Here is an 18959-nt window from a genome sequence, read left to right on the forward strand (position 1 = left end):
GATGTGCCGAATGTCATCTTTCCTTTATCGCGGTGCGGTAATAGACACGCGATATGGAGTCCGCAAAGCCATCAGCCCCGTTTCCATCGTCCGCGCTACAGAAAGTCGCGGCCGAGGCCGCTGCACGCCAGCGAAAGGAAGCCACACATGCCGAATCCCACCGCCGGCAGCTGCCGCTGAAGGTGGGCACGCGCGCTTCCCCGCTGGCGCTGGTGCAGACACGGGCGTTCCTGACGGTGCTGACCCGTTTCTGCCCCGTGCTGCGCGACATGGGCGCGTTCCAGGAACACCAGATCAGCACCACGGGCGACCAGGTGCTGAACCGCAAGCTGGCGGATATTGGCGGCAAGGGCCTGTTCGCCAAGGAAATTCACGAAGCATTGCTGGATGGCCGGATCGATTTCGCCGTCCACAGCCTGAAGGACCTTGAAACCACGCTACCGCCGGGGCTGGTGCTGGCCTGCACACTCAAGCGTGAGGATGCGCGCGACGTGCTGATCCTCGGCCCCGGCTGTGGGGAGCCCGACCCGGCGGATCCGTACGCGGTCCTGCCGCATGGGGCGCTGGTGGGGTGTGCCTCGGTCCGGCGGCAGGCGCAGATGCTGCATGTGCGGCCCGACCTGAAATTCGGCCTGCTGCGCGGCAATGTGCAGACGCGGCTGGACAAGCTGGCGGCGCGGCAGTGCGATGCGACATTGCTGGCCTATGCCGGGCTGCGTCGCCTTGGCATGGAAGACCGGGCGGACGTGATCCTTGATCCCACGATCATGGTGCCTGCGGCGGGGCAGGGCATTGTCGGTGTGACGGTACGCGAAAGCGATGTCGAACTGCGTGAACTGCTGTCCGCGATCGAGGACTATGAAGCCCGCGCCGTCGCCACGGCGGAACGCGCGCTGCTGGCGGAACTGGACGGGTCGTGCCGCACGCCCATCGGCGGGTATGCCCGGCTGATCCCGGTTGTCGCGGGTGGTGCGCCGGAACTGCACCTGACCGGTCTTGTCGCGCGTGAAGACGGGTCCTTCCTGCTCAAGCGCTCCATCAGTGGCGCGCCCGCCGATGCGGCGCGTCTGGGCCGTGACCTTGGCCGCAGCCTGCGTGCCGACAGTCCCGCCGATATTTTTGTTGAACAGAAGTAACCAGCCTTCATCCCCCGCCATGCGCGCGGGGGTGATCGTGACCCGCCCGCCGCCGGGGCTTGCCCCCACCATGGCGGCAGTGGCGGAGCGGGGACTCCATCCCATCGCCGCCCCCATGCTGCATGTCAGCCAGCATGCACTTTCCATCGGTATGTTCCGTCCTGATGCCATCGTGCTGACCAGTGGGCAGGCCGTGGGCAGCCTGACCGACCCGGGCCTGCATCATATTCCCTGTTACGTGGTGGGTGCCGCCACTGCGCGACGCGCCCGTGCGGTGGGATTTGCCCATGTCATTGCGGCATCCGGCACGGCGGATGACCTGACGGCGCTGCTGCGCGCGGCCATGCAGCCCACTGCCCGGCTGCTGCTGGCGGTGGGACGGGGATATGGGCAGGACATGGCGACGGACCTGCGCGGGCGGGGATACCGGGTACTGCGACGCTGCGTTTATGCCGTGCGCCCGGCGACATGCCTGCCGCCCGATGCGCTTGCCGCCCTGCGGGCCGGGCAGGTGGCGGCGGTCATGTTCTATTCCACCCGCACGGCGGAAGCCTTTGTCGCTGCCCTGCCGCCAGCGCTTGTGCCCGCGCTCGTGGGGGTCGAGGCCATTGCCATGTCCGATGGGGTGGCCGCCGTCCTTGGCGCGGGTCTGCGCTGGGGTGGCATACGCATTGCCACCCGGCCGGCGCAGGAGCGCATGCTGGCCTGCCTGCCCGGCGGAGGGGACTGAACCGACGTGTCCCGGCCATAAAAAAAGGCCGGGAGCATGTGCCCCCGGCCCTGTCGTCCGTAGCCTGTGAATCAGGCGTGGCCCGGCGTCTGGTCGAACGAGTTGCGCTTGGCCTGCCACAGCGCCACGAAGTCGATCGGCTGCAGCACCACGGGCGGGAACCCGCCGTCGCGTGTCACTTCGCTCAGGATGTTGCGCACATACGGGAAAATCAGGCGCGGCACCTCCACCAGCAGGATCGGCTCGATCAGTTCGGCGGGCGGGTTGTTCAGCGTGGCGATCGCGGCATAGGACAGTTCGGCGATGAACACCGGGCGACCGGCGGGGCCACCTTCCTGCTGCGGGGCTTCGGTGGCTTCGGCCTTTACGGTCAGGACCACTTCGAAGACCGGCTGTTCCTGTTCCAGGCGGTTGGCCTGCACGTCGATGTTGACCGAAATCTGCGGGTTCGTGCGCAGCGTTGCGAAGATTTCCGCACCAGCGGGCACTTCAAACGAAAGATCCTTGATATACTGCAGATTGATCGCCAGCGGCAGCGCCGGGGGGGCGCTCTGGCCGTTTTCAGGGGTGGGCGGCTGAGTCGTGTCGGACATGCTTGTCTGTATTCCCCAGAGATATGCGGAAAAAAGAAATGAATACCGTATTCTCAGGCCGTAGCATGGGTCTGCGGGGGATGCCATACCAGCTGTCGGAATTTTAACGGTGCTTGCGCATTGTGCTGGCTCCGGCCGTTGCTTATGTTGTGCCAAGGGTAATCTTGGCAGGCCACCCGCCTGCCGTTATGGACGCGCGGCATGAATTTTTCTTTTGGTCATTTTCCGCTGGATCTGATTGTTCTGGGGCTGGTGGCTGTATTCCTTGTTCTGCGACTGCGCAGCATTCTTGGCCGTCGGGTTGGCGCAGAACCTGCACCACGCCCCATGGCGCCCCCGCCCATGGCCGCGAATGTCGTGGAACAGAAGCCCGAACCCCCGCCGCCATCCATTACATATGACATTCCCACGCCGGACACGCGGGTGGGGCAGGTGCTGGCCCGCATCGCCACCCTGCAGCCCGGCTTCACCCCGCAGGAATTCGCCAAGGGGACGGAGGCGGCTTTCCGCCAGATCGTCGGTGCGTATGCGGCAGGGGACCTGAACGTGCTGCGCCAGCGCCTGACGGCTGCGACATTCACGGCGTTCGAGGCCGCGATCCAGTCCCGCCAGCAGGCGGGCGAAGTCCTGCGCAGTGAAATTCGTGATATTACCGACATCGCCATCATTGGTGCCGATATTGATGAAACGGCGGGCCCCAGCCCGGTCGCCCGGATCGAGGTGCGTATCGTATCCGATCAGATCAGCCTGACCGTGGACAGCAATGGCCAGCCCGTGGCGGGCGTAGACGCCGTGACCGAGTTTTCCGACCTGTGGACGTTCGAGCGCCTGCTGGGCGTCAATACCGATGGGTCCGGGTGGCGTCTGGGGGCCAGCCGCAGCGCATAGGCCGCATTGCCATAATTTCCTGACAAAGCCGTGATCAATCTGTGTGCATGAAAGTCATGAAGCGTATCGCGCCGTTGTGCGCCGTTGTTGCCCTGTGTGGATGTCATTTCGGGGAAGGCCCCAATCTTGGCGCCCCTCCCGCCAGCGGGAAGCATCATAAATCCCATCATCATCATGCCCATGCCATAAGTTTCGATCGTCTGCCGGGATGGCAGGACGATGCGCTGGAAGATGCGCTGCCGGTTTTCCTGCAGGACTGTCACAAGGTTGCCAGCCTGCCGGCAGACAGCAGTCTGGGCGGCGACGGCATCAGCCACCCCGGCCGGCAGGTCGGGGACTGGCAGGCTGCATGCAACGCGGCGCGAACCGTGCCCACGGGTGACCGTGCCGCCGCGCGGGCGTTTTTTGAACAGTGGTTCGTGCCCTACAGCCTGCCGGCGGGCAAGCGGGCGGACGGCATGCTGTTCACGGGGTATTATGAACCTGAAATCCGCGGTTCCCTGCGCCGGGGCGGCATTTACCAGACCCCGGTCTATCGCCGCCCGCCCGATCTGGTGCGCGAGCGTGACGCGCAGGGCAAGGTCGTGACAGGCCGCAGCGAGGATGGGCGGATCGTGCCCTACTGGACCCGCGCACAGATCGACCAGGGCGTGCTGGCCCACAAAAAGCTTGAACTGCTGTGGCTGGCGGACCCGGTCGACCTGTTCTTCCTGCAGTTGCAGGGCGCAGGCCGGGTGCGTCTTCCCAATGACAAGGTGATCCGTCTGGGCTTTGACGGTCTGAACGGTCAGCCTTATGTGCCGCTGGGCCGCGTCATGGTGGCGCAGGGTTTGCTGAAGCCCGATGACGTGAACATGGCGTCCATCCGGAACTGGCTGGAAGCAAATCCGCAAAAAGCCATGGACATGATGGAGCAGAACCCGAATTACGTCTTTTTCCGTGAACTGGATCCGGGCGATACGCAGGCCGGTGCGCCCGGTGCGCTGGGCGTGCCGCTGACGCCGGGCCGGTCCATGGCGGTGGACCGGGATTTCATTCCGCTGGGAAGCCCGGTATGGGTGCAGGCACAGGTGCCGGTTGATGGGCACCCCGTAACGTGGCAGCGGCTGGACTTCGCACAGGATCTGGGAACCGACATCAAGGGCCCGGACCGTGCCGATCTGTATATGGGTTGGGGGCCGGAGGCAGCGCAGGCGGCTGGAAACCTGCGATCGCCCGGACAGATGATCGTGCTGGTACCCCGCAGCGGCGAAGCGGAAAAGAAACACTAGATCCGCATGGGCGGAGTGAAGAGCGTAGTAGCATCATGACAGGGCGATCCCGCGCGGGGCAGGCTTGCGCATCCACACCCCGCCTGCCGCGGACTGTCCGTTATACCGAGGGGCCGCATCTGCTGGTGCGTGGCGACTGTATCCGGGCCATGCGGCGCATGGAGCCTGACAGCGTGGACGTGGTCGTCACCTCGCCGCCCTACAATATCGGCCTGAAATACCGCACGTACCGTGACCGGCTGGAAGAAGATGGCTATCTGGACTGGATGGTCGAGGTCGCGCGTGAAGTACGGCGCGTCATGCGGCCCGACGGGTCGTTCTTCCTGAATGTCGCGGGGTCTTCAGCCCAGCCATGGCTGCCGTTTGAACTGATGGTGCGGCTGCGTGAGATGTTCGTGCTGCAGAACCATATCTCATGGGTCAAGTCGATCTCGGTGGGGGTGGAAACGCATGGGCATTTCAAGCCGGTCAACAGCCCCCGTTACCTCAACCGTAACCACGAACACCTGTTTCACCTGACGCGTACGGGCAATGTCGGGCTCAATCGCCTCGATATCGGCGTGCCCTACATGGACAAGTCCAATATCATGCGCCGTGGCCACCGGCAGGACCGGCGCTGCCGGGGCGACACATGGTTCATCCCGTATGAGACCGTTCAGGGAAAAGCGCAGAAATTCCATCATCCCGGCACGTTTCCCGTGCTGCTGCCCCAGATGTGCATTCGCCTGCATGGCAAGGCCGCCCCCGTGGTGCTGGACCCGTTCATGGGGACGGGTACCACGCTGGTCGCCGCCGTGCGCGAAGGGGGGCAGGGCATCGGAATCGACCTGGATACCATCTATGTCAATGTCGCGCGGCAGCGGGTACGGCAGGCCATGGAAGCGCAGGTGGATGGCGTGGCCGGGACGGATGATCGAAACTTTTGATGGTTTTCATTGAAACGATTATTTTGACAAATAATTCCTGAATCGGCCAAAACCCACTCAAGCAAGGGACAAGGGGGTTTTGTTGATGTCGGTAAAGAAGGCAGTGGCGGCGGTGGTCGCCGCAGGTATCGTGGCGTATGGCGGGACGGTCGCCTATCTCACCCATTTCGATCATGCGACCGCGCCAGCACCTGCGGGGGCAGGGGTGGATGCGGTATCGTCGGCGGCGCTGAATGTCATGCGCGAAGCCCGCTGTGACTACTGCCACGCGGCCAGGGTAGACCTGCCGTTCTATTTCAGCCTGCCCGTGGCCAATACGCTGATGAGCCATGATCGCGATCAGGGGCTGCGGCATTTCCGGGTGGAGCCGGTCATAAGCGCCCTTCAGAACGGCAGCGTGCCCGATCAGGAACCGCTGGCCCGGATCGAGGAAGTCATCAACCAGAACCGCATGCCGCCCACGCTGTACCTGCTCATGCACTGGCATGCCCACCTGTCTGACGCGCAGCGCGAAAGCATGCTGGCATGGATCGCGCAGGTTCGCCGCCAGCATTACGCGACGCAGGGCGTTGCGGATCGATTCGCAGCCGAACCGGTGCAGCCCGTGCCGGAATCCGTGCCGGTGGACCCGCACAAGGTGGCGCTGGGCCAGCGGCTGTTCTTTGATCGCAAACTGTCGGGTGATGGTACCCTGAACTGCGCCAGCTGCCACAGCCTGCAGCATGGCGGTGTGGATGGACTGGTGACCGCGACCGGCATCCATGGGCAGAAGGGGCCGATCAACGTGCCGACCGTCTTTGATGCCGTCTTCAACAAATGGCAGTTCTGGAATGGCCGCGCGGGCACGCTGGCGCAGCAGGCGGCGGGACCGGTCATGAACCCTGTCGAGATGGGATCGCATGACTGGACGTCGGTCGCGGACCGCCTGCGGGAAGACCCGACCTATGCCACGGATTTCCAGGCCGCATATGGCAGCGACACGATTGATGAAAACACCATCACCGATGCCATCGGGGAATATGAAAAGACGCTGGTGACACCGGACAGCCGCTTTGACCAGTACCTCAAGGGGGATGATGCGGCGCTGAACACGCAGGAAAAGCACGGTTACGCGCTGTTCAAGCAGATCGGCTGTTCCGGATGCCACACCGGGCCGTCCATGGGCGGGCAGGCGTTCGAGCCGCTGGGACTGGAAGGCAATTATTTCTCGGCCCGTGGCGGCAAGCTGACGGACGCGGACAAGGGGCGTTTCGAAGTGACCCATGACCCCGCCGACATGGAACGCTTCAAGGTGCCCAACCTGCGCAACATCGCGCTGACCGGTCCCTACTTCCATGATGGCAGCATCAAGACGCTGGATGGGGCCGTACGTGACATGGCGCGTTACCAGACGCCCGACCATAACATTTCCGATCAGGACGTGACGGATATCGTGGCGTTTCTCAACACGCTGACCGGGCGCTATCAGGGCGAGACCCTGCGCAATACCGCGCCGTAAAACGGTTTTTCCTATCCGGGAACGCAGGCCCTGCCGCACATGCGGCGGGGTTTTTGCGTATGTGGTCATGCCTGAAAACATGGACCTGCCGGGCGCGGTATGATTCTATGGCCAAGGCCATCGGCCGGGAGAAAGGAATCATACCGTGAGGCAGCGCAGACTGAACGAGGAGGAACAGGCCCTCTGGGCGGCCTTCGCGCAGGGAATCGCGCCGTTGCGGACCGCCCGGCAGGCAAAACCCGCGACCCTGCCACCCGACCCTCCGGTTTCGCCCTCCACCACCCCGGCAAAACCGGGCATGAGTCGTGCCGCCATCATGCAGAGGCTGTCATCGGGCGGGGTGCATGCGGTGCATGGAACCGCCAGCCACAGTCTGACCGTGCAGAAGGGCAGGGGCGGCGCAGTTGAAATTGGTGTGCGCAGGCCGGGACTGGATGACACAAGCTGGCGTGGGCTGGTCAGTGGCAAGCTGCGTCCCGCCCGCAGGCTGGACCTGCATGGGCAGGTGGCGCAGACGGCGTTCCACCGCCTGCATGGTTTCATCATTCAGGCACATGCAGACAATGTGCGCTGTGTCGAGATCATAACCGGGCTGGGCAGCGGCCATAATGGCGGCATCCTGCGCCGGGAACTGCCATTCTGGCTGGGGCGTGGGGATCTGGGCCGCCTGATTCTGGCGGTCGTGCATCCGCATGCCGCCAATCAGGGCGCGGTGCGCGTGCTGCTGCGCCGTTCAGCACGTGGAAACGGTTTCTGAAACAGGCGGCGCGAAGGGCAGGACGGCGGCGAGGGACCGCGTGCGGCCTCAGCCCAGACGCCATGTAGGCAGGTGGGCGGCCAGCCAGCGGCGCAGCGTCATGATGGTGGACGTATCCCCCGATGCCAGGCGCAGGGCCTCGGTCGCATCCGTGCCGGTCAGGAGCGTGCGGCCGGACTGATGGGCCATGGACTGTATGGCGCTGTCATGCATGGCCTGCGTCGTGCCCGCCCGCCACCGCGCCAGTGTCGCGGATTGCGTCAGCATGGGCAGCACAAGGGCAAGGTCCACCCCTGCCGCCGCGGCCAGTGGTTTCCATGCGGCGTACAGCAGGTCATGCAGGGCGGAATGCGCGTCCTGCTGCAGGCGGGCCTGCAGGCTCATGACCTGCTGGTCATTGGGCAGGGGGAGGGGATCAACCTGCGTGCCCAGTGTGAACAGGGCAGGAAACCCCGCCTGCGCCAGCGTGCTGATCAGTGCGGTGGTTTCCGGTGTGCCCAGCGGGTCGGTGATCTGTATGGTATCAACCTGGTTGTCACGCAGGGCTGCGGCGGCGGCCTGCGGCGTGGCAAGGCCCGTGACCGGAATGGGGCGAAGCCCGAACAGGCTCATGGCCAGTACGGTCGGCAGTTCGATCCCCGTCAGGGTCGATACGGCAATGCGCACGGGCCGGTCACGCATGAAATTGCCAAGGCTGCGGTGCAGTTGCGCCCGTCCGATGACCACCGGCATGGTCAGGCTGAGCAGCAGCGGCAGCCAGCGGCTGTAGTCAAAATGCACGCGCGGATCCCCGCACAGGGAGGACACCAGCGCCGAACCCGGCGCCGCCAGCGCGACCATGCCATCGGACGCGAACTGGGAATCAAACAGGTTTGCCCCCGTCACCCCGTCCTGCCCCACGGTATCGCGCACCGGCAGGGGGGCGGGCAGGTCCAGCCCCTGCGCCAGCGCCGTGGGCAGTACCGGCACCCATCGGTCGGCCATGGCGCTGTGGTTGCCTGCCACCAGCAGGGTCGCCCCGCCAGATGCCCCCGTGGGCATGAGCAGGCGTTCACGCGGCAGTTCGGACGCAGCCCCCCTGCGCAGGGGCATGGCAGCTCCCCCGGCCAGCAGGGCCAGAAGCGCGCGCCGACCGATCATGGCTGCACCTGCGCACGCAGGGAAATGCGGGCGTTCAGGACGGGACGGAATGGCGGGTATGGGGCGGACATGGCCTATTCTTATGGCCAGTGGACTTCCGGGGGAAGGCTCATGAGAATGGCTTCGGTATTTCCGCCGGTTTTCAGGCCGAAAATGGTGCCCCGGTCATGCAGCAGGTTGAATTCCACATACCGTCCACGGCGGACAAGCTGCGCCTTGCGCTGTTCATCGGTCCACGGTTCCATCATCCGGCTGCGCACGATATCGGGGTAGGTTTCCAGAAAACCCAGCCCCACGTCGCGGGTGAAGGCGAAGTCGGCATCGATGTCACCGGTATTGAGCCGGTCATAGAAAATGCCGCCCAGACCGCGCGCTTCATTGCGATGCGGCAGGTAGAAGTACTTGTCGCACCATTCCTTGAAACGCGGATAATATTGCGGGTCATGCTTTTCGCAGGCCTGCCGGAACCCGTCATGGAACCGGGCGGCGTCGCTTATGGCTTCGGCGCTTTCGGGGAACATGGGGGTAATGTCGCCACCGCCGCCAAACCAACCCTGCGTCGTGATGATCATGCGGGTGTTGAAGTGGGCGGCCGGCACAAGCGGGCTGCACATATGGGCGACAAGGCTGATGCCCGTGGCGAAGAAGCGTGGGTCTTCCGACGCGCCGGGGATCGAGTCGCGAAAGCCGGGGCTGAATTCCCCGCTGACGGTGGATACATTGACCCCCACCTTTTCAAACACGCGCCCGCGCATGAGGCTGATCACGCCACCGCCGCCGGGGGTGCCATCATCATTGGTACGGTTCCATGGCGTGCGTTCGAAGCGGCCGGGGGTCTCCTTCCCCGGCAGGGTGGGGGAACCCTGTGCCGCGGCGTCATCCTCGATCCGTTCGAAGGCGTCACATATCCGGTCACGCAGGTTTTCAAACCAGGCGCGGGCCGTGTCCTTCAGTCCGTCATGGGCGACTGGGGTGCGGGATGTTGTCATGGTCGTATCATTCTGCCCGTTCTGGTCGTTCGCGATGATATTACGGGTGCCCGTTTGTCCCGCCTATTGCAAGACGGGCGATTGCAAGACCCGCTACCCACCCGCTAGGAAGGGGGCGCACTTCCGGCAGGAATGCGGAAGGAAGCACGTAATTGCGGCGGGAACGTAGCGGACATGCATGAACGGGGCCAACAGCAGGGCAGGACGCCATTCGCGCGGAACGTGTTGCGGCGTGGTGTGCTGCTGTCCTGCCTTGTCATCCCGTCGTGCCTTGGGGGTGGCGCTTCAGCGGCGTGGGCGCGTGATTACCGTGAACCACCCCGGCAGGACTGGAGTTTCCGTGGGCCGCTGGGCCATTTCGATATGGCTTCGGTCCAGCGTGGCTATACCGTTTACGCACAGGTCTGTTCCGCCTGTCATGGCATGAAATCGCTCACCTATGGTGACCTTGCCGGACTGGGGCTGAAGGAAGCGGACGTCAATGCCATTGCAGGGGCGCACCATGTCCCGGCAGGGGTGGATGGCAGCGGCCATCCGGCTACCCGGCCGGCCAACACGGATGATCACCTGCTGTCCCCCTATCCCGATGCGCATGCGGCGGCGGCAGCCAACCATGGCGTTGCCCCCCCTGACCAGTCGCGGCTGGCAGTCGTGCATCCCGGCGGGGTGGACCGTATCGATGCCTTCCTGACCGGCTATGGGCAGACCCCGCCGCCGGGCATGACGGTGGCGCCGGGGCTGTTCTACAACCCCTATGCCGCGAACGGGCAGACCGCCATGCCACCACCGCTGCATGATGGCAGGGTGACCTATCCCGACGGCACGCCCGCGACGGTGGCGCAGCAGGCGCGTGATGTCACCACCTTCCTGGCGTGGGTGGCCAGTCCGCACCTGACGGAACGGCACCGCGTGGGGGTGGGGGCGGTCGTGTTCCTTCTGATCCTGCTTATTCTTTCCATCTGTCTGAAACGGAGAACGTGGTCCAATGTCCACTAACCCTGCTGCCGGTGAGCAGATCGAGCCGGTCATCGGCCTGATTGGCGGTTCCGGCCTGTATGATATCGAAGGCCTTGAAGACAAGGAATGGCGCACGGTTGAAACCCCGTGGGGCAAGCCGTCCGACCAGCTTCTGTTTGGCAGGCTGGACGGGGTGCGCTGCGTGTTCCTGCCGCGGCATGGCCGTGGCCACCCGCTGCCGCCTTCGCGCCTGAACTATCGTGCCAACATCGACGCGCTGAAGCGGTCGGGTGTTACCGACATCGTGTCGCTGTCTGCCGTCGGTTCGCTGAAGGAAGAACTGCCGCCGGGACATTTCGTGGTTATCGACCAGTTCATCGACCGGTCGTTCGCGCGTGAAAAAAGCTTTTTCGACACGGGCTGCGTGGCCCATGTCGGCATGGCCGACCCGCTGTGCCCGCGCATTGGCGACGTGCTGGAAAGCCAGTGCCGCGAACTGGGGCTGGATGTCACCCGTGGGGGCACGTATCTGGTCATGGAAGGGCCGCAGTTTTCTACCCGTGCGGAGAGCAACCTGTACCGTTCGTGGGGCTGCTCGGTCGTGGGCATGACCAACATGCCCGAAGCCAAGCTGGCCCGCGAAGCCGAGATCTGTTACGCCACCGTTGCCATGGTGACCGATTATGACTGCTGGCATGATGATCATGACAGCGTGACGGTGGATGCCGTGGTCAAGGTGATGCAGGAAAACGCCAGCCGTGCCCGTGCCCTTGTCCGTTCGGTCATCCCGAAACTGGGGACGAAGCGTGGCCCGTGTTACGCGGGCTGTGACCGGGCGCTGGAACATGCCATCATCACCGCACCTGACAGGCGTGACCCTGCCCTGCTGAAGAAGCTGGAAGCCGTTGCGGGTCGTGTGCTGAACCGGGGCTGAATGACGGCTGCCTGCGCTCATCACCCGGTGGTGGCGGGGGCATGTCCTGAAAGTCTTCAGACGCCGCCTTTTTTCAGAAAGGCGGCGTTCTCTGAATCTCTTTGAAAGCAGCGCCCATGGCCGGCACGGCATGGGCATTTTTCATGCGCGACGTGTCAGAGCCAGTGTTCAAAAAAGCTCAGCGTGCGCTGCATGGCCAGCGTGGCGGCAGCTTCGTTATAAGATGGGCGATCAGTACAGCCGAAGCCGTGATCGGCGCCGTCATATGTGAAAATCTCGATATCCTCATGCGCGGCACGGATGGCGTCGACCTCGTCAGCGGGGATATGGGCATCTTCCGCGCCGAAATGAAGCTGCACCGGGCAGTTGGGGACCTGGTTGCGGGTTTGGGCAATGCCCCCGCCATACCATGCCACCGCCGCCGCGAACGCCTTGGTATGGCACGCCGCTTCCCATGCCAGCTTGCCGCCCCAGCAGAACCCGACAATGCCTTTTTTCTCTGCCGGAAGCATGTCCGCCGCCGCGACAAGATCCTTCAGCGTGTCGTCCTGCGCAATCTGGCTGCGCAGGGTCAGGCCTTCCTGCATGCCGGTGCCGTCATAGGGCAGGATGGTGTTGCGCCTGACGCGGTCAAACAGGGCAGGGGCAATGGCCTGATACCCTTCCGCCGCAAATGAATCACATACGGACCGGATATAGGGCGTTACCCCGAAGATTTCCTGTACCACCACAACGCAGCGCGCGGCATCCGGCCGACCGGCCCGGTAGGCGGAAAATGTGTGCCCGTCCGCCGCTGTAACGGTGATGTCTGCGCCCATGGCTTTTACTCCATTCATTCCTTCGTTGCCCGTCACACAATGATGCGGGGACCCCATGCGTCAATATGAAACCCGCGTGAGGAGACAGTTTATAAGAATTTTCCCCTGTCCTGCCGACCGGCCTGCCGTGCGCATATGGCCTGATCTGCTGGTGGTTTCCTGCTGTCGGGCGGGCATGCACCGGGGAGCCCTGCATTCATGCCTCTGGCCCGTTCGGAATGGACGGGCCCCGCGTGGCGGGAACGGTGTTCATGGAGAAGACAGGGGGTATGTGACCCGGCAATATCGCGGTCGCGTGCACTACAGGGCAGTGAAGGCATCTGGCGAAACGCATGGGATAGCTGCCTTACCTGATCGCCGGTCCGGCGTGGGCGGCCTGTTCATTCAACGGAAAGTAAACAGGTGGTTGCCCATCAATACATGAAAGGGGAGGCATTCCCGGAATGCCTCCCCTTTCATCAGGCTACGCAAGGCGCAGGCGGAATCAGGCCTGCATGCGCGACATATGGGCATCGCCTGCGGGGGTGTCGTCATTTTCTGCGCCAGCCTGATCCCAGTACTGCCCGTTCGCATGCTGCAGGGTCAGCGTCAGGGTAACCTGGCCCTTGCAGTTCGCCCATAACTCGGGGGGCAGGTGCAGGTCACCGCGGGTCCAGCGCCATGCCACGTTGTCAGCCGCTTCGCCTTCATGGAACTGGTTTTCAAGGTTGGCATGATCCAGTGCGATGTCCGCTTCATGACCCAGTCCGTCGGCAATGTGCAGACCAGACAGGGACAGGCCGAGCGTACGGGTGTCGGAACAGCTTTCCCATTCGGCAGGACGGAACGTACGGCTGCGGAGATGCACGTTCTGTGCTGTCGCCGGGAAGGTGAAGCAGGCCTGATCGCCATTCATCACGGCCTCGACCCGCCTGCCATCCACAGTCAGGTGCATGTTGGAACGGCTTGAAACCTGCCAGCCCAGACCCCGTGCCCGGGCGACAAGGCGTGCACGGATGGCGTCGATGACCGGCCCGTCTTCAACCAGCGGACGGGCATAATCCGACACGGACGCAGCCGGACGCAGGGCAGGGACATTCAGCCCGAGCGCCGCGCGGTTGCCCACGTCCAGATAGCTTTCACTGGGCAGGTTGTTCGACAGCAGCACGTCATGGCTGTCCAGTTCCACATGCCAGTAGGTCACGCTGTCACGTGGTTCCTGGCGGATCGTCGCGCCATTGACCAGACGGATGGCCTGGGTGAACACTTCGTCCATGACGGTCACGGCAATGGCGTGACCGGGGGAGACGACCAGATCCCGGTCGGGTACGTTGGTCGCGAAGGCATGCGCCGCGATGCGTACCGGCCACAGGTTCCGTGCCCGTGCGCAGTCCTGCGATGGCAGGTTGGTGACATGCAGGTTGCCGATCCAGCGTACCGGCCGGATCTGCCCGCTGGATGTCAGCACCATGTCCCCGACCTTCAGATCCTCGACCGTGACATCCCCATCGGGCGTGCGGATGAAGGTGCCGGTTACGAAGCAGGCGGTATCGATCGGTGCAAAGGAATTGCCATTGCTGACGAGATCCTGAGAGGACGGAATGTCATTGGCAGCCGTATATGTCGTGGACGTGGCTTCAATGTAATCCCCTTCGCCGCCTACTACGCCCTCATCATAGGTCTGACCATTATATGTGTCGGTTATTGTCTGCTCGGGCACGTAGAAGATGGTGCCGGTCCCGTCCGCCGTCGTGTACGGGGTCTGTTGCAGCAGCATGCTTTCCTTGCCACCATCGCCGCCCGTTGTTGTGGCTTCGACCAGGCCGGTATTCGTTGTGCCATTATAATCGCTGTTCAGCGATATCGTATTGTCGCCAGCCATCCCTGCATCGGCCTGCATGATATCGGAGCTGGAAGGCGCGTAATTTTCGTCTGCAATCGAAACAGGATCGAACGTGTTGCCGTTCAGGGTGCCTTCAAAAATCTGACTGCTTTGAACGGTAACCTGCGCGCTATCATCATCCGGATGACTGGAATCTATCTGAGGCTGATTTTCATGATAGGTAGCACCTTGGTAGTCCTTGTATTCATTTGCCACGGAATCAGCCCCTTCCAGAATTTTGGACCTGTTACAAATCCATATGTCATCAAACAATAAAAACTCTGTATCAGTTTTAAAAAAATTTAAATATCGTTTTGTGTGGAAATTAGCGAAATATCAGTTTGTGGGTTTGGTTTATGGTGTGACTTAACCATACTGTACCAATCCCTTTTCCAGAAAATGGCGTCCGAAAATATTCGGGATCGATACATCCTTTGTGGATCCAGAGATGGGTGCGACAGGAACAGGGGTTTCATGGCGCAGCTACGGCAGGACATCAGAACCGGCTGCATGCGTGCATTCCATTCGGGGCGGGGCGATTGCCCTGTGACCGGGATGCGGCGTAATCGGCCTGCTGCCGAGTGATGGTCACCGGAAGGCAGGATACCCCATCAAGGCTACGGTTACGGGCATTCCGACAGTGGGCTGGCAGACATCGGAAAAGACGTCGGGCACGCAGGCTGTTCACGCAGGCCGTTCCTGTCTGGCGGAAGGAATCGGCAGCCCCGCCATCATGCGCTGGGGTGAAGGCTGGGCTGCCGCTTTTGACGGGGTCGGCTGATATTGAATAAGTATCTGATATAAAATAATAAAAATGGGGCGTCATTCTTTGTGGCCCCTGGGGTGCGAATTATGCGCGCCCGGCCCCGTCGCGCTTCTTGACACCTGTCGGGGGGCTTCCTATCTGCTTCTTAGCACTCTCATGAGGGGAGTGCTAACGCGATGCGGCCTGGCGCGCGCGCCAACCGGTGGCGTTGCTTGATTCAAGGGCGTTACCTTTTAAGAGATTTGGAGCGATCCATGACGAAATTTCGTCCCCTGCATGACCGTGTGGTCGTCCGTCGCCTCAAGAGCGAGGAAAAAACAGCAGGTGGTATCATCATCCCTGAGACCGCCAAGGAAAAGCCGATGGAAGGCGAGGTGATCTCGGTGGGCGCAGGTGCCCGTAACGAGCAGGGCCAGATCGTGCCCCTCGACGTGAAGGCGGGTGACCGCGTCCTGTTCGGCAAGTGGTCGGGCACGGAAGTGACGATCGACGGTGAAGAACTGCTGATCATGAAGGAAAGCGACATCATGGGCGTGGTCGGCTGATCCACCCGGTGCTTTCCTGACCGAGTAAACCTTTAGAACTTTCCATATCGGAGAAGAAGAAAATGGCAGCCAAGGACGTAAAGTTCGGCGGTGAAGCCCGCCAGCGCATGCTGCGTGGCGTGGACATTCTTGCAGACGCGGTAAAGGTGACGCTGGGCCCGAAGGGTCGTAACGTTGTCCTGGACAAGAGCTTCGGCGCACCGCGCATCACGAAGGACGGTGTCTCCGTCGCCAAGGAAATCGAACTGGCCGACAAGTTCGAGAACATGGGCGCGCAGATGGTCCGTGAGGTCGCATCCAAGACCAACGACATCGCGGGCGACGGCACCACCACCGCAACCGTGCTGGCGCAGGCCATCGTGCGTGAAGGTGCCAAGGCGGTTGCCGCGGGCATGAACCCGATGGACCTCAAGCGCGGCATCGACAAGGCGGTTGGCGTTGTCGTTGAAGAGCTGAAGAAGAACGCAAAGAAGATCACGACCCCGGCCGAAACGGCACAGGTCGGCACGATTTCCGCCAATGGCGAAAAGGAAATCGGCGAGATGATCTCGCAGGCCATGCAGAAGGTCGGCTCCGAAGGCGTCATCACGGTGGAAGAGGCCAAGGGCCTGCACACCGAGCTGGACGTGGTCGAGGGCATGCAGTTCGACCGTGGTTACATCTCCCCGTATTTCGTGACGAATGCGGAAAAGATGACTGTCGATCTGGACAGCCCCTACATCCTGATCCACGAAAAGAAGCTGTCTTCGCTGCAGCCGGTTCTGCCGCTGCTGGAAGCCGTCGTGCAGTCCGGCCGCCCGCTGCTGATCATTGCGGAAGACGTTGATGGCGAAGCGCTGGCGACTCTGGTGGTCAACAAGCTGCGTGGTGGCCTGAAGATCGCCGCCGTCAAGGCGCCGGGCTTCGGTGACCGTCGCAAGGCCATGCTGGAAGACATCGCGATCCTGACCGGTGGCCAGGTCATCAGCGAAGACCTCGGCATCAAGCTCGAGAGCGTGACGCTCGACATGCTGGGCACCGCGAAGAAGGTGCACATCGACAAGGAAAACACCACCATTGTCGAAGGTGCGGGCAGCACGGATGGCATCAAGGGCCGTTGCGCCCAGATCCGCGCGCAGATCGAGGAAACCACCTCGGACTACGACCGTGAAAAGCTGCAGGAACGTCTGGCGAAGCTGGCTGGCGGCGTTGCCGTGATCCGCGTCGGTGGCTCCACCGAGATCGAGGTGAAGGAACGCAAGGACCGTGTTGACGACGCCCTGCACGCGACCCGTGCGGCGGTTGAGGAAGGCATTGTCCCCGGTGGCGGCACGGCGCTTGCCCGCGCATCGACCAAGCTGGGTGGCCTGCACTTCCATAACGATGACCAGCGCGTCGGTGCGGACATCATCCGCAAGGCCCTGCAGGCTCCGCTGCGCCAGATCGCCCACAACGCGGGTGAAGATGGTGCGGTCATTGCCGGCAAGGTTCTGGAAAACGATACCTACACCTTCGGTTTCGATGCCCAGATCGGTGATTACAAGGACCTGGTGGACGCCGGTATCATCGACCCGATGAAGGTTGTCCGCACGGCGCTGCAGGATGCGGCATCGGTTGCCGGCCTGCTGATCACCACCGAAGCGATGGTGGCCGAGCGCCCGGAAAAGAAGGCCCCTGCAATGCCGGAAGGTGGCATGGGCGGAATGGGCGGCATGGGTGGCATGGACTTCTAAGTCCGGCCTCCGGCTACCCTGGAGGGACGGGGATGGCGGGTTCGCCCGCTGTCCCTTTTCCATCCGGACCGTTGAAGAAAGCGGGTGTGACTTCGGTCACGCCCGCTTTTTTTTATGGGCCGGATTTCACGGGGCCGCCTGTTTGCGGGCGGCGATCAGCAGGAAGGTCGGCCGGTCCCGTTCGGGTGCCCAGTCGGGGTGGGCGGCAAGGTCTTGGTCGGTCGGACTCCATTCTTCCACATGCGTCACGGTAAAGCCCGTGTCGATCAGCGCGTTGATCAGGGTACCCAGCGTGCGGTGCTGCTTGATGACGCCGGGCGCCAGCCAGTCCGTGCTGCGCGGGCCTTCCTTCTGGTAGTCATTTAGGGGCCAGATCCGCGCCCCCGTCGCGTCCTGCGTCCAGTCGGGATGGGACGGGGCGGTGTAGATCGGGTGTTCGGTGGAAAACACGAAATGGCCGTCCGGTAGCAGGCTGTCATGAATGGTCTGCAACAGCGCGGCCAGTTCGCTGACATAGTGCAGCGCCAGCGAACTGTAGGCCAGGTCAAACACAGCCGGGGGCAGTTCCAGCGTTTCCAGATCCTGCCGGACATAGGTAATGGCCGCGTCATGACCGAAGCCGCGGGCACGGGCCAGCATGTTTTCCGACAGGTCTATCCCCAGTATGGACCGGGCATGGCGCGCGCTGGCCCAGCGGCAGAACCAGCCAAACCCGCAGCCCAGATCAACGATGCGCGTGCCCTCAAGCGGTGGAAGCAGGGCCTGCATGGCAGGCCATTCCGCCGCCGCGTCCAGCCCGTCGCGCGAACGGGGCAACTGGCTGTAGCCATGAAAGAAATCCGGCTGGTCATATATGTTCTGGCTCATGGGCGCTCTGTCCTGCGGGGAGGGGTGAGGCATGTCCGGGCTGTCCTGTCGCCTGCCTGCGGGTCGTGGCATGCGGCGCGGCCGGATGCCGGAAATCAACGGGTCCGCCATCGGGAGGAAGATCACTGTTTTTTGATATATTATATCTCGATCCAGGGGGGCGGCGTATCTCATGATTTGACAGGGCGGCCCATTTCATGCTGCCCCTATGGTGCACGAACGACGTGAAAGCTGCAGGGTGTTTTCCGGATGCCCCGTTTTTTTCATGGCCGTAAAGGCACGCGCCCGGATTGCCGGTATTAGGACCGGCAAGGATGGCGCTGGAGAAGAGACTGGCTATGGCTACCGGAAAAGTAAAATGGTTCAACGCAACCAAGGGTTTTGGCTTCATCATGCCTGATGATGGCGGCAAGGACGTGTTTGTGCACATCACCGCGGTGCAGGCCGCCGGCCTGCGTGGCCTGAACGAGGATCAGGCGGTCAGCTATGACATCGCCATGGAACGTGGCAAGGCCGCCGCGACTAACCTCAAGGCGCTCTGACGCACAGCCCCTGGCGGGGCGGGAAGCAT

At 62.8% G+C, this 18959-nt stretch carries 19 protein-coding genes; 13 read left to right on the plus strand and 6 right to left on the minus strand.

Features of this window, described 5'->3' with window-relative positions:
- The first annotated feature begins 53 nt into the window (after window positions 1–53).
- Window positions 54–1136 carry a hydroxymethylbilane synthase gene (gene hemC, locus CFR80_RS01335; RefSeq protein ID WP_110507035.1) on the plus strand — a complete coding sequence of 361 codons (1083 nt, stop codon included), beginning with the start codon at window positions 54–56 and terminating at the stop codon, window positions 1134–1136.
- The gene (locus CFR80_RS01340; RefSeq protein ID WP_258367712.1) at window positions 1123–1866 is read left to right on the plus strand and encodes a uroporphyrinogen-III synthase; all 744 of its coding nucleotides are present in this window, start codon (window positions 1123–1125) and stop codon (window positions 1864–1866) included. Before hemC ends, CFR80_RS01340 begins: the two co-directional genes overlap by 14 nt.
- Before the next feature lie 71 nt (window positions 1867–1937).
- On the opposite strand, the gene secB is transcribed toward CFR80_RS01340, so the two are convergent.
- Window positions 1938–2459: a protein-export chaperone SecB gene (secB, locus tag CFR80_RS01345; protein ID WP_010513761.1), complete on the minus strand. Its 522-nt coding sequence runs from the start codon at window positions 2457–2459 to the stop codon at window positions 1938–1940.
- Window positions 2460–2660: 201 nt separating this feature from the next.
- Between secB and CFR80_RS01350 the strand changes: the two genes are divergently transcribed.
- The 5 genes from CFR80_RS01350 (at window position 2661) to CFR80_RS01370 (ending at window position 7799) form a co-directional block, all read left to right on the plus strand.
- The gene (locus tag CFR80_RS01350; protein ID WP_010513760.1) at window positions 2661–3347 is read left to right on the plus strand and encodes a Tim44/TimA family putative adaptor protein; all 687 of its coding nucleotides are present in this window, start codon (window positions 2661–2663) and stop codon (window positions 3345–3347) included.
- Window positions 3348–3403: 56 nt separating this feature from the next.
- Complete coding sequence (gene mltA / locus CFR80_RS01355) at window positions 3404–4618, plus strand: murein transglycosylase A (protein WP_048855364.1); 1215 nt, start codon at window positions 3404–3406, stop codon at window positions 4616–4618.
- A gap of 35 nt (window positions 4619–4653) precedes the next feature.
- Complete coding sequence (locus CFR80_RS01360; protein WP_010513758.1) at window positions 4654–5544, plus strand: DNA-methyltransferase; 891 nt, start codon at window positions 4654–4656, stop codon at window positions 5542–5544.
- A gap of 85 nt (window positions 5545–5629) precedes the next feature.
- A complete protein-coding gene (locus CFR80_RS01365) occupies window positions 5630–7042 on the plus strand; it encodes a cytochrome-c peroxidase (RefSeq protein ID WP_181418150.1) in 1413 nt (470 codons plus the stop codon).
- A 145-nt stretch (window positions 7043–7187) separates the two neighbouring features.
- Window positions 7188–7799: a Smr/MutS family protein gene (locus CFR80_RS01370; protein WP_110507037.1), complete on the plus strand. Its 612-nt coding sequence runs from the start codon at window positions 7188–7190 to the stop codon at window positions 7797–7799.
- A 48-nt stretch (window positions 7800–7847) separates the two neighbouring features.
- Here CFR80_RS01370 and CFR80_RS01375 read toward each other — a convergent pair whose 3' ends face one another.
- Window positions 7848–8939 (minus strand): hypothetical protein, encoded by a 1092-nt coding sequence (locus CFR80_RS01375; RefSeq protein WP_048855366.1) that lies wholly within the window; start codon window positions 8937–8939, stop codon window positions 7848–7850.
- A gap of 80 nt (window positions 8940–9019) precedes the next feature.
- Entirely contained in the window at window positions 9020–9928 is a 909-nt protein-coding gene (gene hemF, locus CFR80_RS01380) for an oxygen-dependent coproporphyrinogen oxidase (protein ID WP_010513752.1), read from the minus strand.
- A gap of 174 nt (window positions 9929–10102) precedes the next feature.
- Between hemF and CFR80_RS01385 the strand changes: the two genes are divergently transcribed.
- The gene (locus tag CFR80_RS01385; RefSeq protein ID WP_010513751.1) at window positions 10103–10924 is read left to right on the plus strand and encodes a cytochrome c1; all 822 of its coding nucleotides are present in this window, start codon (window positions 10103–10105) and stop codon (window positions 10922–10924) included.
- On the plus strand, window positions 10914–11819 hold the full coding sequence (locus tag CFR80_RS01390) for an S-methyl-5'-thioadenosine phosphorylase (protein WP_010513750.1): 906 nt from the start codon (window positions 10914–10916) through the stop codon (window positions 11817–11819). The genes CFR80_RS01385 and CFR80_RS01390 overlap by 11 nt, the downstream gene beginning before the upstream one ends.
- Before the next feature lie 155 nt (window positions 11820–11974).
- Here CFR80_RS01390 and CFR80_RS01395 read toward each other — a convergent pair whose 3' ends face one another.
- Both CFR80_RS01395 and CFR80_RS01400 read right to left on the minus strand, forming a co-directional pair.
- The gene (locus CFR80_RS01395; RefSeq protein ID WP_010513749.1) at window positions 11975–12637 is read right to left on the minus strand and encodes a dienelactone hydrolase family protein; all 663 of its coding nucleotides are present in this window, start codon (window positions 12635–12637) and stop codon (window positions 11975–11977) included.
- Between the two features lie 484 nt (window positions 12638–13121).
- Complete coding sequence (locus tag CFR80_RS01400) at window positions 13122–14714, minus strand: Hint domain-containing protein (protein ID WP_010513748.1); 1593 nt, start codon at window positions 14712–14714, stop codon at window positions 13122–13124.
- A gap of 424 nt (window positions 14715–15138) precedes the next feature.
- On the opposite strand from CFR80_RS01400, the gene CFR80_RS19185 reads away from it, so the two are divergent.
- From CFR80_RS19185 to groL, 3 genes are all read left to right on the plus strand, one after another.
- The gene (locus tag CFR80_RS19185; protein ID WP_010513747.1) at window positions 15139–15279 is read left to right on the plus strand and encodes a hypothetical protein; all 141 of its coding nucleotides are present in this window, start codon (window positions 15139–15141) and stop codon (window positions 15277–15279) included.
- Between the two features lie 239 nt (window positions 15280–15518).
- Window positions 15519–15809: a co-chaperone GroES gene (groES, locus tag CFR80_RS01405; protein ID WP_010513746.1), complete on the plus strand. Its 291-nt coding sequence runs from the start codon at window positions 15519–15521 to the stop codon at window positions 15807–15809.
- Window positions 15810–15871: 62 nt separating this feature from the next.
- Complete coding sequence (gene groL / locus CFR80_RS01410; protein ID WP_010513745.1) at window positions 15872–17521, plus strand: chaperonin GroEL; 1650 nt, start codon at window positions 15872–15874, stop codon at window positions 17519–17521.
- 126 nt (window positions 17522–17647) lie between these two features.
- Here groL and CFR80_RS01415 read toward each other — a convergent pair whose 3' ends face one another.
- Entirely contained in the window at window positions 17648–18388 is a 741-nt protein-coding gene (locus CFR80_RS01415) for a class I SAM-dependent methyltransferase (RefSeq protein ID WP_010513744.1), read from the minus strand.
- A gap of 338 nt (window positions 18389–18726) precedes the next feature.
- On the opposite strand from CFR80_RS01415, the gene CFR80_RS01420 reads away from it, so the two are divergent.
- Window positions 18727–18930: a cold-shock protein gene (locus CFR80_RS01420; RefSeq protein ID WP_010507660.1), complete on the plus strand. Its 204-nt coding sequence runs from the start codon at window positions 18727–18729 to the stop codon at window positions 18928–18930.
- Window positions 18931–18959: the final 29 nt, after the last annotated feature.

Origin of the sequence: Komagataeibacter oboediens, from assembly GCF_003207815.1 — a bacterium.
In the GTDB taxonomy this organism is placed as follows: domain Bacteria; phylum Pseudomonadota; class Alphaproteobacteria; order Acetobacterales; family Acetobacteraceae; genus Komagataeibacter; species Komagataeibacter oboediens.